Genomic DNA, 15,815 nt, shown 5'->3' with positions numbered 1-15,815 from the left:
CAATACAACACTCGCGCCAAATATGAGCTGACTTGGCTTATGCGAGTAGCATCAGACGCGTAACAACGTTTGCGTTTTCGGGTGTGCAATTTTAGCTTGAATTATGTCGAACGTCGATGTTCAATATGAAAAAAGTGCGTCCGCATGTGGCGGCCTTCTGGAAGTCTCGGAAGGAAGATTCTGCATCAGTACGTGCGATTTGGGATGGCAAAGCCTTGAGCCGGCCGATCGAAAAGAGTTCATTGAGGAGCGCTGAATGAACATCACCGAATTGGAGATAACGAAACTCTTCGGAGAGGTTGACGTTCGAATACCCATCTTCGACAATCGGATAATTATCGTCGGATATAACGGTCTTGGCAAAAGTACAATTCTAAATATATTTTATTACTTTGTGAGTCAGCAGTGGGTGAAATTGACGAAGCAGGATTTTCATTCTGTTGCAATAAGAGTGGGAGATGGTGGGAAAGTATTGCGTGTTGAACGCTCTGAGATCGAGTATTTCTTAGAATGGCGCACTAGAAAACGGAAAATTTCACATAGATTTCGTGTTCCTGCTTCTTTGGAGCTCGATTTGTTTGCTTTCTTAACGGCGGAAGCTGAAAAGGAAGGTTCCTCCTACAAAAACCACCCCAGCGAAGTGATACAAAAAGTCAAAAACAAATTCAACATACCTTTGCACCTTGCCGAGGACTTCTATCGGTATTTTCGACTATCTGTTCAGGATGAACTGCCACTACAAGATAAGGGAAATATCGTATCCGAGGTTGACGAGTTTATATCATCTAACCTGAAGGGAAGGATACTCTATCTTCCAACCTATCGGCGTATCGAAAGAGACGTAAAGGAGGTTTTTCCGGAAATTGAAGATGAGCTTCAGAGAAAGCTTCTCCGGCTAAGAGAAAACACCAAAAGCCAGACCTACATAGAGCTTGTCCAGTTCGGAATGGAAGATGTAGCTCACAAGATCAAAGATCGGCTGGATAATATAAGGGGATATGCGCTTTCTCAGGTTAACAATCTCACCGCGAAATATCTGAGAGACGTTATTAGAAATGAGGCGAGTCAGTATCGTCAAATAGAGAGCGGATATATAGACGATCAGGAGATAAATAGCGTTTTTGCCAAGATAGACAATTCAATAATCAGCGTAGAAGATAGAGGTAAGCTTGTTGATGTTGTTAAAAAGATAAATTCTCATGTGGATCTTGAGGAAAATGAAAAATACGTTGCTCACTATGTGGCTTATTTATTGGATATAGGAAAGAATATTTCGCAATTGGAGGCTCCAATTTTAAAATTTGTGGAAATATGCAATTCCTATCTATATGGAAAATTTTTTGAGTTCGATACCATTGGATATAAGTTGTTGGTAAAAAGAAGCTCTGGAAGATCGGTTGAACTGGAAGAATTGTCTTCCGGAGAGAAGCAAATCGTCAGTCTCTTTTCTCATCTTCTACTTGATGGCGAGCGTGCAAACTATATTTTTATTGATGAGCCAGAGCTCTCGCTTTCTGTTGACTGGCAGCAACGGTTCCTAAGCGATATCTCACGGCTAGATACGTGCAAGTTGATCGCTGCTGTAACCCATTCACCATTCATATTTGAAAACGAGTTAGATCGTCATGCTGTCGATCTCCTTGAGCGCACATCGGCAGCGTCATGAGCTATCTTGAGACACTACGCCACCGCCGCAAAACTCCGCAGGCTGCATGGCACAAGCTCCGGACATCGATCGATGTGGGCAAGTTTGACTTCTTCGCGGCATTCGAAGGCGAGGAAGATGAAGAGTTTTATTCAGTATTTTTTGAAAAAGAGCTTTCAGGAGTCACTTTCAGGCCAATCGTYTGTGATGGGAAGGGAGGCGTCTTGGGGTTATACGAACGAACTATCGAAGCTTTTGGAAGTACAAGAAATATTTTTTTCTTCATCGATTCTGACCATGATAGGTATATCGGCATCGAGAAATATCCTGAAAATGTATTCGCAACTGCAGGCTATTCAATTGAGAGCTATGCTTTCGATTTTAAAGGAATAATAAGATTGGTGCGAAAGCATTTTCAACTTAATGAGTCTGATCCGGTTTTGCAGGAAATTGGGGGGCGCATTGAAATTGACATGTTAAATTTCGCCAAGGGCGCACGCAGAGTAATGGCTTACGCAATTTGCTTGAGGTCTAAGGATGAAGATATCGAAATGGATAAACTTCATTTTGTTGATTTCTTTGAATTTAGGGACGGGCGGCTGGTAAATAAAAAAGTAGATTGTAGGGTTTGCCTGGATAGTTTGAACTGCAATTTAAAATTGAGTTACTCCGAGGTTTCGCGTTGTATTCGTTCAATTAGACGAGACGCCACAGAGTTAGTGGTAAGGGGCAAACTGATTTTGCAATTTATTGTAAGCCTATTCAAGCAAATATCACGTGACTACGATAAGGCGATAAAGCTAAATGGAAAACCACTTCGGATGAAGATGGAGCTGAATTCTCGAAATTTTATGCTCCAATTTGCGGAAGTTGTTGATCCTCCCGAAAGTGTTCTAAATAGTTTGTCTGTGATACGTGCTGCGGTTAGGCGCTAGTCTGTACTTTCGCTTTCAAGCGGCAGAAGTGATACGCTTTCGCGCCTTAGCTAAGTGTGTCTTCATGCCGACAATTTATGGTGTCGAAGTATACTTTCCGTGATATAAAACAGACTTCCGCAAGCGCAAGACCAGCAGCATACGGAAACTATACCCGGCGCGGGTTTGCGCCTCAGGCGCAGCGTAGCTGGCTCGACATTTGATATGTCGGCATCGGTCCAATGCGGCCGCCTTGCGGATGCGTGACGGCGTTATTGATGGGATTTCAACCGGGAGGAGCGTGACATGACGAGAGTGTTCGTGCGGCATCAGGTTTCCGATTACGCGGCCTGGCGGAAGGCCTACGATTCATTTGCGCCGGTGCAAAAGGCAAATGGCGTGATCGCCGAATCCGTCTTTCGGTCCCTCGACGACCCCAATGACGTGACGGTGATCCATGATTTCGCCACTGCGGATGCGGCGCACGCGTTTACCAAGCTCGAAGAACTTGGAAAGGCGATGGAGAGCAGTGGCGTTGTTGGTGCTCCGACGGTGTGGTTTGCGGAGAAGGCGTGAGCAGGGTTGAGCGTTGAGATCACCCCTCACCAAGTGCGCCCAAGCGATCGGCTACGCCTCTCGCGGGCTTACTATCCTCTCCCGCAAGGGGCGAGGAAGGGTGCGTGTTGCGGCGTTGCGGCAAGCGCGACGTTGATGCTTTTTCGAGGCGGTGCGACGGGTTTTCCTCGCCCCTTGTGGGAGAGGATACGAAGGCCGGGTGAGCACTTGCGAACCCTTGGCCGAAGTTGGTGAGGGGTGTTCGGTCACGCCCCCGGCTTACCTGACTTCCCCTTGCCCTTCTTGCGGCTGTCGGCCGGTTCCTCATAGCTGCCCACGCCCGATTTTGCCCGGATGATGGGCCGGAAGCCGTCGTCCTTCGGGCCGGTGTCGGTGCGCGCCTTGGTCTTGGCTTTCGGGTCGAGCGGCTTTTCCGGCAGAGGGTTGGCGGCCAGCGGTTTTTCGGTGCGGCGGACGGTCATCTGGTCGAGATTGTTGCGCTTGAAGAGGGATTCGCCGCGTGGGGAGTGATGCGTGGGGTCGGTGCGCATGTCCTCCATTGTTGGCTTGTGGAAGAGGGAGCCGTCTCGTTCTTCGCCACGGTCCTTGGGGGATTGCGAGCGGACGGGGCGTTCCAGGTCGGTGCCGGGACCCATGTTGTCGAGGTCGGGTTTTTTGAAGAGCGATGAGGGTGCGGATGATCTCCCCCCTTGAGGGGGAGATGCCCCGTTAGGGGCAGAGGGGGGTATGTCGCCGGAGTGGGAGGGTGCGGAACCCCCCTCTGTCCTGCCGGACATCTCCCCCTCAAGGGGGGAGATCGACTCGTGGCGGCGCCCAGGTCCTTTATTGCCGTTTGCGAGCTTCGAACCCTTGGCCTCCAGAGCCTTTTGTTCTTCCCGTGCAATCGGGTCGTCCATGATGGCGAGTTCGACGGCCTTGAGGCGTTTGATTTCGTCGCGCAGGCGGGCGGCGGCTTCGAAGTCGAGGTTGGCAGCGGCGTCGCGCATCTGTTTTTCCAGCGCGTTGAGATGGGCCTGCATGTTGCCGCCCACCAGGTCGGTGGCGCCGCCCTTGACGCCCTTGACGCCGATATCGGCGCGGACATGGTCCTTCTCGTAGACCGAGTCGAGAATGTCGGAGATTTTGGCCTTGACCGATTCCGGCGTGATGCCGTGTTCGGCGTTCCAGGCCATCTGCTTTTCGCGGCGCCGGGAGGTCTCGCCCATGGCGCGCTCCATCGAGCCGGTCACATGGTCGGCATAGAGGATGACCTTGCCGTCGACATTTCGCGCGGCGCGGCCGATGGTCTGAATGAGGGACGTCTCCGAGCGCAAAAAGCCTTCCTTGTCGGCGTCGAGGATGGCGACGAAGCCGCATTCGGGAATGTCGAGGCCTTCGCGCAGCAGGTTGATGCCGACCAGCACGTCGAAGGCACCCAGACGAAGATCGCGGAGGATTTCGATGCGCTCCAGCGTGTCGATGTCGCTGTGCATGTAGCGGACGCGGATGCCCTGTTCGTGGAGATATTCGGTCAGGTCCTCGGCCATGCGCTTGGTCAGCACCGTCACCAGGGTGCGATAGCCCTTGAGGCTGGTCTCGCGGATTTCGCCGAGCACGTCGTCGACCTGACTGCGGGCCGGGCGGACCTCAACCGGCGGGTCGATCAGGCCGGTGGGGCGGATGACCTGTTCGGCGAAGACGCCGCCGGCCTGCTCCATTTCCCATTCGCCCGGGGTCGCCGAGACGGCGACGGTTTCGGGGCGCATGGCGTCCCATTCCTCGAAGCGCAGCGGCCTATTGTCCATGCAGGAGGGCAGGCGGAAGCCGAATTCGGCCAGCGTCGCCTTGCGCCTGAAGTCGCCGCGATACATGCCGCCGATCTGCGGGATGGTGACATGGCTTTCGTCGATGAACAGGATGGCGTTGTCGGGGATATATTCGAACAAAGTCGGCGGCGGCTCGCCGGGCTTGCGGCCGGTGAGATAGCGTGAATAGTTTTCGATGCTCTGGCAGGAGCCGGTGGCTTCGAGCATTTCGAGATCGTAGCGGGTGCGCTGTTCAAGGCGCTGGGCTTCGAGCAGGCGACCGGCCTTTTCCAGTTCGGCAAGGCGGATCTTCAGCTCTTCCTTGATCGACTTGATCGCCGAGTTGAGGGCGGGGCGGGGCGTCACATAGTGGCTGTTGGCGTAGATTTTCACGCTTTTCAGGTCGCCGGTCTTCTGGCCGGTGAGCGGGTCGAATTCGGTGATCGCCTCGACCTCGTCGCCGAACATGGTGATCCGCCAAGCGGCATCCTCCAAGTGGGCCGGGAAGAGTTCGATCGTGTCGCCCCTGACCCTGAAGCTGCCGCGCTGGAAATCCATCTCGCGGCGCTTGTATTGCTGGGCCACGAGGTCGGCGAGCAGCTGGCGCTGGTCGACGCGGTCGCCGATCTCGATCTGGAAGGTCATCGCCGTATAGGTCTCGACCGAGCCGATACCGTAGATACAGGAGACCGAGGCGACGATGATGCAATCGTCGCGCTCGAGGATCGCGCGGGTGGCGGCGTGGCGCATCCGGTCGATCTGCTCGTTGATGGTCGATTCCTTCTCGATATAGGTGTCGGTGCGCGGGACGTAGGCTTCCGGCTGGTAGTAATCGTAGTAGGAGACAAAATATTCGACCGCGTTGTGCGGGAAGAAATTCTTGAATTCGGAATAGAGCTGCGCGGCCAGCGTCTTGTTGGGAGCGAGGATGATGGCGGGGCGCTGGGTTTCGGCGATCACCTGCGCCATGGTGAAGGTCTTGCCGGAACCGGTGACGCCGAGCAGGACCTGGTTGCGCTCGCCGGTGGTCAGGCCTTCGGTCAGGTCGCGGATGGCGCCGGGTTGGTCGCCGTTCGGCGCATAGTCGGTGACCATCTGGAAGGCGATGCCGCCTTCGGATTTCTCCGGCCGGGCAGGGCGGTGCGGCGTCCAGATCTTGCCGTCCTTGAACAGCGGATTGCCGGATTCGATCAGCTTGGACAGCGCCGCGACCGTGGCGGTGACCGCGCCGGCGGCCTGGTTGTCGTCAGCCTCTTCCTCGACGACAGACGATTTCTTTGCCGACTTCTTCTGCTTGGCCTTGCTCTCCGCGTTCAGCCGCTCTGCGTCTTCGAGAGAGATATCGAGGCCGGCGACCGGGTTGAGGCCGGCCGCAGCGCGGGTGCGCGGATCGTTGGAGCCGCCCAGCGAAGCGCCGCGCGAGGAGCGCTTGTCGACCAGTCCGCTTTCCTGCATCCTGCGGGCGTCATTCTCGACGGATTTCCTGTGCTTGCCGGCCTTGGAGCGGATGTCGCGCATGCTTTCGCCGCGCGACGCCTGCTCAGCCTCGCGTTCGAGCTGCTTCACCCAGTCCGACACGGAGCCGGACAGAGGCTCGCCTTCGAAGGGCGCTTGCGGGGCTTCTTCGAAGCCGGACGGAGTGTTTTTCGGGGATCTGGCCATGAGCAATATATGGCGCGGAAACCGAATAAAATAAAGGCCGCGAACGTTTTAAATCGAGACGCTGCTGACAGTTTCTGGCAGCAGTGTTCGCTTGAAACCGGGAGACTGGCAGTACGCCTCCCTCGCAGCTTTCGCTCCGGGACATGTATTTTGGCGCGGTGGGATGACATCGCGTCAAAAAACCGGACAACTTGCGCGCCTACTTCGTTTTCTTGTTTTTGTCATCCGTTTTAACGGTAGAGCGCAATTGCATGAGTTTGCTAAGCAAGTCGAACCAGAACGGCGCTCCGAGCATGATTGCCAAAGCGGTGATGAGCCATCCGAGCGCCATTGACGAAGCGATCGAGACCCAGGCCCAATCATTGAGGCATCCAACGCTGACACAACTGAGTTTGGGACCGTGCGCGAATTGCGGTGTGTCAGTCCATCCGATCGGAAGGCCGATTGCATCTATTGCTTTTTTGGCCATGTCAATGTCCGCGGCAGCATCTCCTTTTAGGTTTGCCGCGTGTGCGACAACTGCTTGGCGCATAGATGTATCGGACATCAGCGATCTTCCGACCTGGATAGCGTCGACATTCAAAATGATAGCGGCAGCAAGCCCGATGACGAATAGGATACCCTGGGTGCGTCGTTTGTACCAACCTGTTACTCTTTCCATGCTGGCATCATACCAGCTTTCCAGGTATTGCTGGGCTGACTTCAAGTCGTTGTCAGCAGCATCAAGCGCCTGCAAAATAAGTGGTCCCAATTTGGTGTTCTTGAGTGGTGACGTACCGTTCTGCCCAAGGGAGGCCCGGATATTCGCGATCGTCGGAGCCCCGTTCTGGGATGCCATCTGCAAGACCGCCAGGGCGAAATTGGCCTTCGGAACATAAGACGGGATGACGCCGTCGAATTTTAATGCCCTTGCACTCCTGTCTTTCAGGCGGTCTTTGACAGCGTCATTAAGCGCAACTGTTTTGAGATTGCCTGTTCCTGTGACATTCAAGGCGGCGGTGGAGCGCAATTCATCGGTGACAAGTTTTCCGGTGTCATAAACCCCGTCATAGAGAATGCTGATAACCGGATTGTTGAAGAATTTCTCCGCGATCCCCTCAGTCCCATGCGGGTCGTCAAGAATGTTGCGAATGCCTTGTTCCAGCTGCTTGGCGCGCGCTTTCACTATAGTTTCGATAGCTTCGTTCAGACTGGTTGCGATGAGGCTCATGAAGGCGAACAACAGCGCCAGACCGATCCCCGTATCAAGAACTTGTGAACCGAACATGTGGACTCCCCTCCCGCAAGCAATGATTGAAAATGACTATGGCATGAATGCAATTGATGTAAAGAGAGGCGTGTATTTTTTTGCGTGCAGATGGTGGTTGTTGCCTGCGGATATGGTCGGCTGCTGCTGGCGCTTCATATCCGCGTTGTCTTCGGAGGCGCTCTTGCTGCTTGCCGATGCTGCCAGACATGAACCATGAATAAAGAGCTCCGCTGGTGCGTGAATGTAACGCATGGCTTCGGTATTCCCGGAATTGAACAGATGGACAGCCTGAGCGATCCGCAACATTACATGCCGGACGAGACCCGGCTGGCGAAAATCCAGGGGGAGATCGCCGGATACAATGCCGAGCGGCCGGCGGTCCAACGTCAGGCCTATATCCAGGTCGGGCTCTATATGGGCGCCTATGCGCTCGTGCTGCTGTTTCTCGTCTACCTGCTGCTGCACGGCAGCGACCACGGCAAGCACAATCCGCTTGCTTTCGTCGTCGCCGTCGTGACGGTCTGCGGCTGGTGGGTCTGGGGTTTTGCCTGGCAACCGGTGAAGGATTATCAGCTCGGCCTGCGCCACCGCTTGCTGCCGGTGGTGTTCGGCTTCATCGACGGCGTGGAGTACAATCAGGGCCGGGCGCCAGCGGGTCTCCTCAACGACATCAAGAGCATGAAGCTGGTCCGTTTCAACCACAGCGAGAATGACGATCTCATCAGCGGCACGCATGATGGGCTCCGCTTCGAAATGGTCGAATCCAGGCTCCAGGTTGGCAGCGGCAAGGACAGGACGACGGTGTTCCGGGGACTGATCTTTCGCTTTGCCGTCAAGCCCGAGTTTCCTGGCCTGCTCGTTGCCGCCCGCCGCGGTAACGTCTTGCAGGAGTGGGTTCACGACACGTTCGGCGGCAACGAGGACACGATCACATCCGGCGATGCCGAGATCGATGCGGCCTATGCGATCCATACCGATAACGAACCGGCGGCAAGAGCGATCGTCGAAGGGGCGTTGATTGCAGCGCTGAAATACCTGAAGCGCAACTGGCAATCCGGGGAGGCGCGCATCGCATTGCGAGGCCCGGAATGTTTCCTGCTGCTGCCGGCCGACCGCGACTATTTCCATGTGCCGTCGATCCTGCAGGACGTGGACTATAGGCAAGACGTCGAGCCGATGATCCGCGACATGGTCGTGCTGCTTGCCATTGCGCATCTGATCAGCAAGGTCGGCGTCGCGGGCGGAAACTTCTGAATCGAGCGCGCCACTCCATTGCCTGCCTGCACCTTGCGGGCGAAGTTCCCTGCGATCCAGACCGCTCGGCTCCCGCGCCTTTAACAGCCTTCCTAAAGCAGATCGATGTCGTCCGCTCCCATCGCATGCGGCTGCTGCGTTCCATCCTCCCGGAGAGATGCGCGGCGGCAAGCGCGCCCTCTCTCCGTAGGAGAGCCCCCCTTGCCGCCGCTTGCCGCCCATTGCCGCCTCAATGATTTCAATGGCTGACAGCTGCTTGCCGCCCTTGCCGCCTTTTGCTTGCCGTTTCCGCCGTAGTTATTGATTCTATTGAATAAAACAGGCGGAAAGCATTTCCTTGCCGCCGCTTGCCGCCACCTTGCCGCCTATCAATCCAGGTCTCCAATCGCCGTCAAACCGGGCCTGTTGCCCCGCCTGTCGAATCTGTTTGAGACGGCAATCTCACCGTCCGGATATGCCTTCAAAAGCATATCCCATGGTTGCAGGCTTTGTCTCGAATTGGCGGCGCGCCGGTGACAGGTCATCTCCGCGCAATGTCGGATGTTGTAGTCTTCTGTCAAAGAGGCTGGCAGGCCATGTGTCCTCCCGCACTCGGCTCCCCCGTTTGATGCGCATTCGCCATGGCATGTGAAAAATCGGGCGGGGGCGCAGAACATTGTTAACCATCCGCGGCCAAGCTCGCGCTAGTTGATAACGAATCGATTGCGGAAAAGTTTTGCGTGCGCTTTCGCCCGATTAGGAGATTTCGAAATGTCCGCAAATATTGAAGCCGCCGGTGGCGTGTCACCGATGGATGACACAGGAGATACCAACCCGGCAGTCCTGACGATTGCGTCGAAGATWACAATGGCAGAGGGCGGAACCTTTACCTTCACCACCCAGTCCGGCGCCATGTCCTATACGGACGATCCGGGCACTGTGGACTCCGATGTCGTCTTCACCATCAGCAATGTGCTGAATGGGACATTGATGGTCAATGGCGTCGCATCGGACAGTTTGACCTTTACGGGAGCGCAGCTCAAGGCCGGCCTGGTCACCTTTGTGCATGACGGCGACGAAAACGTATCTTCAGGAGCCGGTTTCGATGTGACGGTCGTGGATGCCTCGGGCATCCCGGCCACGGGCACGCTGAAGTTCGCTGTGACCGCGGTTAACGACGCCCCGGCATTGTCGCTCGGCGGCCAGGATAACCCAGCCAATCTGCCGCATATCACAGAGGGCGGGACTTCGGACGCATTTTCGACCGGGCAAATATATGGGTTCGACAATGATGACAGCAGCCTGACTTATCTCGTCAGCAATCTGCAGCACGGATATGTGCAGGTCGGTACCACCAAGGTCACCTCGTTTACGCAGCAGCAATTTGACAACGGTCTCGTGACATTCCACCAGAATGGCGACGATGCGGCAACGGCGAGCTTCGATATCCAGGTCCGAGATCCGCACAGTGCTGTCTCGGATACCCAGACCTACACATTCACGGTTGACAATGTCGATGATCCCGCGACTTTCTCAGGCACTGAGACCGGCACGGTCCGCTCGCTGCTGAAAACCAGTGTCAGCGGTACGCTAGATGTTTCCGATCCTGACAGTTCGACGGCCCTGGTGGCCGTGACAGGACAGACCTCGGATCAGGGCTATGGTACCTTCTCGGTCGCCGCAGATGGGACCTGGACCTATAATCTCGACTCGTCTGCCGTCGCCAACCTTGCGAACGGGGACACGACGCAGGACACGTTCAGCGTCCAGACCGCGGGTGGAGATGTCGACACCATCACCATCAACATCCAGGGCACGACCGCGATCTACGGAACCGAGGAGGATGATTCCGCCGATGCGCTGACCGGCGACACGGCGGGAAATTACATCTTCGGCCTCGGCGGCAACGACAACGCTCTCGGCCTCGCCGGCAATGATACGATGTATGGCGGCGCCGGCGACGATACCCTTGTCGGCGGCGCGGGGACGGACATTCTCTCCGGCGACGACGGCAACGACACAGCCTCCTACGAGGATGCGAAATTGGCGGTGACGGCGAGCCTGGCGAAGCCGAGCATCAATCTCGGCGATGCGCATGGCGACACCTATTCGTCGATCGAGAATCTTAGGGGTTCCGACCTTGGCGACAAGCTCTACGGCGACGGCAGCGTCAACGTGCTCAGTGGCGGCACGGGCAATGACTTTCTCGACGGCGGCGCCGGCGCCGACGCGCTGGACGGCGGCGACGGCACGGACACAGCCTCCTATACCTCCGCTACAGCCGGTGTGACAGCCAGCCTGCTGAAGCCGAGCGCCAATACGGGCGATGCCGAGGGCGACACCTATGTCTCGATCGAAAACCTGACCGGCTCCAGCTTTGCCGACAGTCTCACTGGCGACAGCGGAGGCAATACGCTCATCGGCGGCACCGGCAATGACGTTCTCGAAGGCGGTGGGGGTGCCGACCGGCTGGATGGCGGCGTTGGGCTGGATACTGTCTCCTATGCCGGCTCGACGAAGGGCGTGACGGCCAGCCTGCTCAAGCCTTCCGACAATACCGGCGATGCCAAGGGCGATATTTATGTCGCGATCGAGAACCTGACAGGCTCCGGCAAGGCGGACAAGCTGACCGGCAATGGCCTGGCCAATGTGATCACCGGCGGTGCCGGTATCGACCAGCTCTGGGGCGGCAGCGGCGCCGATACCTTCGTGTTCGGCAAGGGCGATACGGGATCTTCCGCGAAGACCGCTGACGTGATCGAGGATTTCTCGCATGCCCAGCACGATATCATCGATCTCATAGCGATCGACGCCAATACCAAGACCGGCGCGGATGACCACTTCAAGATCGTCACCAGCGAGAAGCAGGCGCTTGCCACGATCGGCAGCCTCTATATCGAGACGCATGGCAAGGACTACACGATCTTCCTGAACAACGACGCTCACAAGGGTTTTGATATGGCAATCGATGTCGAGGGTAATAAGCCTGTCGACGCGGATTTCCATCTCTGAGCGTGTTGCCGAGGTCGGCCATATCGCCGGCCTCGGCAAGCGCCGGGCTTGTAGCGGTGGCCGCGAAGACTGTTTGTGCGGGGAGCCGCTACGACGTCCGTTACTTCGCCTCCGAGCAGTTCACATCGCCGAGCGATGTCGCCGCCTTGCCCTCGACATCGACAGTGACGCTGCCGCCGGCGGTACAGCGGGTCTTGCCGACGATGCCTGTCTTGAAATGCACCATGGGCTGGCCGTCTATCTGCACGGAATTGATCACGTCGTAGAGCTCTTTCGGGCAGTTGGCGACATCGGAGAGCCGGAGCGCCGGCTTGCCGCCGATCGTCATCGTCATCGAGCCGCTCAGCGCGCAGGCGGGGATCTGGTCGGCCCGGGCCGCAAGCGGGATGAGCAGGAAGAGCAGGGTGGGCAGCAAGCGTTTCATAGTCTTCGCTTTCATCTCAAAGACGCGTTTCCAGCATCATGACGCAGCAATCCGGCAGGATTGCAACAGACTATCATTCAGCCGCGGAAAATGAAGGTGGCACCGACGGCGATCAGAGGCAGACGCGGATTTGCGATACAAGTTGCCGCTATCGACCTGGCGCCGCTTCAGGAGGCATGCGCTATTCTTCCGGCACCATGGCCGGCTTGCCCTCGGCATCCAGCGCGACCATTACGAATACCGCGGCGGTGACCTTGTCCATCTGGTGCGACAGATAGCGCTGTGCCCAGGTCTCGACATTCAGCGTGATGGATGTCCGGCCGACCTTGATGATCTCGGTATAGACACAGAGCGTGTCGCCGATCTTCACCGGCAATTGGAAAACCATTTCCCTGACGGCGACGGTAACCACGCGGCCGCGGGCGCGCTCGGCGGCGCGGATGCCGCAGGCAAGGTCCATCTGCGCCATGACCCAGCCGCCGAAAATGTCGCCGGCGGCATTGGCGTCGCCCGGCATGGCAAGCGTCCTGAGCGTCAGTTCTCCGATGATATCCGGTGCAGGTGTCATGGTCATTTCTTGCAGTCGGCGATGAGTTTCTGGAAAGCGGCGCGCGAGCCCTTCAAGGAGAAGGTCGCGTCCGGCCCGTGGTCGCTGGTTTCCGAAACCGTGACTTGCTTCTCGTGCTGCAACATATCGACCATGGGGGCGCCGATCTCTGTGTCCGTGGCCAGGGCGCCATCCATCTCCTCGTAGACAGAGGGCAGGTCGAACATTTTCAGGTCAAGCGAGAATTCGAGCTTGCCCTTGAAATTGTCACCTGGCGGGAACCCCTTCGTCGGGGCAGGCAGGAAGCGGATGGAGAGTTTTCCCGGTTCGCCGCAGGTCAAGGAAAGGTAGGCCTTGTCCTTGCCGGCTGGGGCGCAGATGCTTGCAGTCATGACGCTGCCGCCTTCATCCTCCTGCATCCCGGCCGTCCAATGATCGCACTGCTCGGCGGCCAGCGCGGGCAAGGGTATGGCGATCAGTGTAGCAAAGACCAGATGGCGCATGGCAAACTCCCTCCTTGTTTGCTGCAGACAACAGGCAAATCGCGCTGAATGCAAGGCTATGGCGTCTTGGTTCTTGGGAGTTCCATTGTATCGAGGGCAAAATCGGCAATGCTTGCCGTATCGTCAAGATCGAAGACCGGAAGGTCGGTGTCCGTCACCGGATGGTCGGCGGCGATGGCGGCGATATAGGGGTCGGTGGGCGCCAGCGGCTCACGGCTGCTTGCCTCCAGGCGGCGAGCCTCGATCTTCGGCACCGGCTCGCGCTTATAGCCTTCGATCACCACGATATCCGCCGGTGCAAGCCGCGCCAGTACCTCGGCGAGGGTCGGCTCGGGCGCGCCGCGCGATTCGTGCATGATGGCATAGCGCGTGCCGGAGACGATCGTCACCTCATGGGCACCGGCCTGGCGATGGCGGAAGGAGTCGGCCCCGACCTTGTCGATGTCGAAGTCATGATGCGCGTGCTTGATCGTCGAAACCACGTAGCCGCGGGCGATGAGTTCGCTAACAAGGCGGACGGTCAGGCCGGTCTTGCCGGAATTCTTCCACCCGGCAATGCCGAGGATTTTGGGTGCGGTCATGCAGCGAACCTCTCAGACGTCGCTCGCATCGCGTATTTTCCTCGCATATTCAAGGTCTTCTCTTGTGTTGACGTTGAAGAACGGGTCGAGTTCTCCGAAATCGGTGGTGACGAACGGAAAAATGACCGTGTGGACGGGCAGGTCTCTCAGGAAGGCTCGGACCTTGAGGGTTGGCGGGTTCTGCAGCCACGCGCCGAGGCGCTCTTCGAGCGACAGCGGCCATAGGCCCATGACCGGATGCAGCTGTCCGCCGGACATGGTCAGCGCGATATCATCCGGGCCGGTGAGGGCTGCCTGCAGGCGGGCGATAAGGTCGAGCGGAAAGAACGGTGCATCCACCGGCACGATCGCGACATGGCTGGCTGTGGCGCCGGATTCGCGAATATGCGCCAGCGCGGCATGGATGCCGGCGAGCGGGCCGTGAAAGCCGATGAAACGGTCGCCGAAGCTCTGGATTGCCGGCAGCGCGATCGCCGGGTCGTTGCTGTTGAGATGAAGTTCGCTCACCTGCGGGCGCAGGCGGTTTGCGACATGGTCGATGAGGCGGCCTTTGCCGAACGGCAGCAGCGCTTTGGCCTCGCCCATTCTCGACGACTTGCCGCCGCTCAGGATCACTCCAGGGAAGAGCGCACTCATGCCGACTGCCTCGAAGTCTGTCCAGTGTTAATGGGCGGCGTGACAATCTTGACCGTGGCGCCGTTTACAGTGAAACTTGCCATGGCTGATGTTATCCGCAGCGCGCCCTTGAGATTGGGATGGAGGGCCATTGAGCGTATCCGTGAACGATGTGCTTCATCGTCTATAGATCGACTAGGTCCCGTTCAAAAAGTATGGAGCTAAATTTTCTGTCGCGAAACTCTTTCGGCCTCGCGCTGTATTGTCGTGCAAGCGTAAGCTAATCTTTCAACGTCACAGAAGCGGCAATTTTCTCGATCGTCGCTTGAAGCGTGACAAACTTCTCTTCGTCGGCGCTTCCGAGCAGACGAATTACCCGAGTACCTTTAACGCCCAAATACTGCAAGAAGCTCTTCTTTCTTCCTCTGTCGTTATAGGTTCCCTTTAGCAGATAACCATTTGTGCCCGCGAAGGCAGTTTCTTTCTCCATGGTGACCTTCGCCGCTCGGAAGCCTGTCGTTGTTCTCAGGGCGCGCTCTGCCAGTGTCGCAAGATTCGATAAGTCTCCGCTTACCTGTGCTTCCGTCACGGTCATCATGGGCTGMAGCCCTTCGGGATCAACGTTCTTGTTCCCGACCATCATCGATACAGTGCTACCACCGAAGGTATCTATGATGTTGAAAGGCTCAGCGATTTCGATTTTGAACGGCAGAACCGACAATTGTTCATGAAGCGATGGCGCTGGTCCTGTGGAAACGGACGCGTATGCCGTTTTCACAACTCTTGGGTCCAATGCACTCTCTTGCGGAACTTGAAAGGTAATCAAGACGGTCTTTTTTCCACCATAAAGCGCTATCCACTTGTCGAGGACAATGCCATTCTGCTCTTGGGTGCCATGCAGTAACGGAACCATTTCTCCGTTGGCGATCTTGATGTGCTCTCGGTCAGTCACCGTTATGCCCTGGGTCGCAAAACCTTTCGCGGCGTCTTCCGGATCGTCGAAGAGCGTTGACACCTGCTCCATCGCTTCGAGAGGGAGCTCGAACACGAACAGGCTGCCCCCCTTTTCC

The 15,815-nt window shown here is 56.9% G+C and carries 14 protein-coding genes; 5 read left to right on the top strand and 9 right to left on the bottom strand.

The annotated features are described in order from the left end of the window. Nucleotides 1-256 precede the first annotated feature (256 nt). From AC1D06_RS37970 to AC1D06_RS37960, 3 genes are all read left to right on the top strand, one after another. Entirely contained in the window at nucleotides 257-1,666 is a 1,410-nt protein-coding gene (locus AC1D06_RS37970; RefSeq protein WP_477990766.1) for an AAA family ATPase, read from the top strand. Continuing rightward, nucleotides 1,663-2,580 carry a DUF4435 domain-containing protein gene (locus AC1D06_RS37965; protein ID WP_477990765.1) on the top strand — a complete coding sequence of 306 codons (918 nt, stop codon included), beginning with the start codon at nucleotides 1,663-1,665 and terminating at the stop codon, nucleotides 2,578-2,580. The genes AC1D06_RS37970 and AC1D06_RS37965 overlap by 4 nt, the downstream gene beginning before the upstream one ends. A 285-nt stretch (nucleotides 2,581-2,865) precedes the next feature. After that, nucleotides 2,866-3,135: an antibiotic biosynthesis monooxygenase gene (locus AC1D06_RS37960; protein WP_477679788.1), complete on the top strand. Its 270-nt coding sequence runs from the start codon at nucleotides 2,866-2,868 to the stop codon at nucleotides 3,133-3,135. A 245-nt stretch (nucleotides 3,136-3,380) separates the two neighbouring features. Here AC1D06_RS37960 and uvrB read toward each other — a convergent pair whose 3' ends face one another. From uvrB to AC1D06_RS37945, 3 genes are all read right to left on the bottom strand, one after another. Beyond that, nucleotides 3,381-6,581, bottom strand: coding sequence for an excinuclease ABC subunit UvrB (gene uvrB / locus AC1D06_RS37955; RefSeq protein WP_477990764.1), 3,201 nt, complete (start codon nucleotides 6,579-6,581; stop codon nucleotides 3,381-3,383). A 199-nt stretch (nucleotides 6,582-6,780) separates the two neighbouring features. Then, nucleotides 6,781-7,848: a hypothetical protein gene (locus AC1D06_RS37950; RefSeq protein WP_477990763.1), complete on the bottom strand. Its 1,068-nt coding sequence runs from the start codon at nucleotides 7,846-7,848 to the stop codon at nucleotides 6,781-6,783. Nucleotides 7,849-7,884: 36 nt separating this feature from the next. After that, complete coding sequence (locus tag AC1D06_RS37945) at nucleotides 7,885-8,082, bottom strand: hypothetical protein (RefSeq protein WP_477990762.1); 198 nt, start codon at nucleotides 8,080-8,082, stop codon at nucleotides 7,885-7,887. Between the two features lie 27 nt (nucleotides 8,083-8,109). Between AC1D06_RS37945 and AC1D06_RS37940 the strand changes: the two genes are divergently transcribed. Beyond that, a complete protein-coding gene (locus tag AC1D06_RS37940; protein ID WP_477990761.1) occupies nucleotides 8,110-9,084 on the top strand; it encodes a DUF3137 domain-containing protein in 975 nt (324 codons plus the stop codon). 750 nt (nucleotides 9,085-9,834) lie between these two features. Next, nucleotides 9,835-12,075 carry a cadherin-like domain-containing protein gene (locus AC1D06_RS37935; RefSeq protein ID WP_477990760.1) on the top strand — a complete coding sequence of 747 codons (2,241 nt, stop codon included), beginning with the start codon at nucleotides 9,835-9,837 and terminating at the stop codon, nucleotides 12,073-12,075. Between the two features lie 100 nt (nucleotides 12,076-12,175). Here AC1D06_RS37935 and AC1D06_RS37930 read toward each other — a convergent pair whose 3' ends face one another. From AC1D06_RS37930 to AC1D06_RS37905, 6 genes are all read right to left on the bottom strand, one after another. Further along, on the bottom strand, nucleotides 12,176-12,499 hold the full coding sequence (locus tag AC1D06_RS37930) for a PAAR domain-containing protein (protein ID WP_477876730.1): 324 nt from the start codon (nucleotides 12,497-12,499) through the stop codon (nucleotides 12,176-12,178). A gap of 181 nt (nucleotides 12,500-12,680) precedes the next feature. Next, nucleotides 12,681-13,067 (bottom strand): acyl-CoA thioesterase, encoded by a 387-nt coding sequence (locus tag AC1D06_RS37925; RefSeq protein ID WP_477876729.1) that lies wholly within the window; start codon nucleotides 13,065-13,067, stop codon nucleotides 12,681-12,683. A 2-nt stretch (nucleotides 13,068-13,069) separates the two neighbouring features. Next, nucleotides 13,070-13,549: a hypothetical protein gene (locus tag AC1D06_RS37920; RefSeq protein ID WP_477876728.1), complete on the bottom strand. Its 480-nt coding sequence runs from the start codon at nucleotides 13,547-13,549 to the stop codon at nucleotides 13,070-13,072. Between the two features lie 56 nt (nucleotides 13,550-13,605). After that, nucleotides 13,606-14,130: a molybdopterin-guanine dinucleotide biosynthesis protein B gene (gene mobB, locus AC1D06_RS37915; protein WP_477990759.1), complete on the bottom strand. Its 525-nt coding sequence runs from the start codon at nucleotides 14,128-14,130 to the stop codon at nucleotides 13,606-13,608. A 12-nt stretch (nucleotides 14,131-14,142) separates the two neighbouring features. Further along, nucleotides 14,143-14,766, bottom strand: coding sequence for a molybdenum cofactor guanylyltransferase (mobA, locus tag AC1D06_RS37910; RefSeq protein WP_477990758.1), 624 nt, complete (start codon nucleotides 14,764-14,766; stop codon nucleotides 14,143-14,145). A gap of 259 nt (nucleotides 14,767-15,025) precedes the next feature. Next, on the bottom strand, nucleotides 15,026-15,815 hold a 790-nt coding region (locus AC1D06_RS37905), incomplete at its 5' end, for a hypothetical protein (protein ID WP_477990757.1).

This window comes from Rhizobium sp. P2_G2 (assembly GCF_056403555.1).
Note: the sequence above shows the minus strand (reverse complement) of the source record. Positions and strands in the feature narration are given on the sequence as shown.

What these genes read in the sequence shown, in the direction of transcription:
- AC1D06_RS37970 (WP_477990766.1), top strand. Translation starts at nt 257, where the DNA reads ATGAACATCACCGAATTGGAGATAACGAAACTCTTCGGAGAGGTTGAC.
- AC1D06_RS37960 (WP_477679788.1), top strand. Translation starts at nt 2,866, where the DNA reads ATGACGAGAGTGTTCGTGCGGCATCAGGTTTCCGATTACGCGGCCTGG.
- uvrB (WP_477990764.1), bottom strand. Translation starts at nt 6,581, where the DNA reads ATGGCCAGATCCCCGAAAAACACTCCGTCCGGCTTCGAAGAAGCCCCG.
- AC1D06_RS37950 (WP_477990763.1), bottom strand. Translation starts at nt 7,848, where the DNA reads ATGTTCGGTTCACAAGTTCTTGATACGGGGATCGGTCTGGCGCTGTTG.
- AC1D06_RS37945 (WP_477990762.1), bottom strand. Translation starts at nt 8,082, where the DNA reads ATGCGTTACATTCACGCACCAGCGGAGCTCTTTATTCATGGTTCATGT.
- AC1D06_RS37940 (WP_477990761.1), top strand. Translation starts at nt 8,110, where the DNA reads ATGGACAGCCTGAGCGATCCGCAACATTACATGCCGGACGAGACCCGG.
- AC1D06_RS37930 (WP_477876730.1), bottom strand. Translation starts at nt 12,499, where the DNA reads ATGAAACGCTTGCTGCCCACCCTGCTCTTCCTGCTCATCCCGCTTGCG.
- AC1D06_RS37925 (WP_477876729.1), bottom strand. Translation starts at nt 13,067, where the DNA reads ATGACACCTGCACCGGATATCATCGGAGAACTGACGCTCAGGACGCTT.
- AC1D06_RS37920 (WP_477876728.1), bottom strand. Translation starts at nt 13,549, where the DNA reads ATGCGCCATCTGGTCTTTGCTACACTGATCGCCATACCCTTGCCCGCG.
- mobB (WP_477990759.1), bottom strand. Translation starts at nt 14,130, where the DNA reads ATGACCGCACCCAAAATCCTCGGCATTGCCGGGTGGAAGAATTCCGGC.
- mobA (WP_477990758.1), bottom strand. Translation starts at nt 14,766, where the DNA reads ATGAGTGCGCTCTTCCCTGGAGTGATCCTGAGCGGCGGCAAGTCGTCG.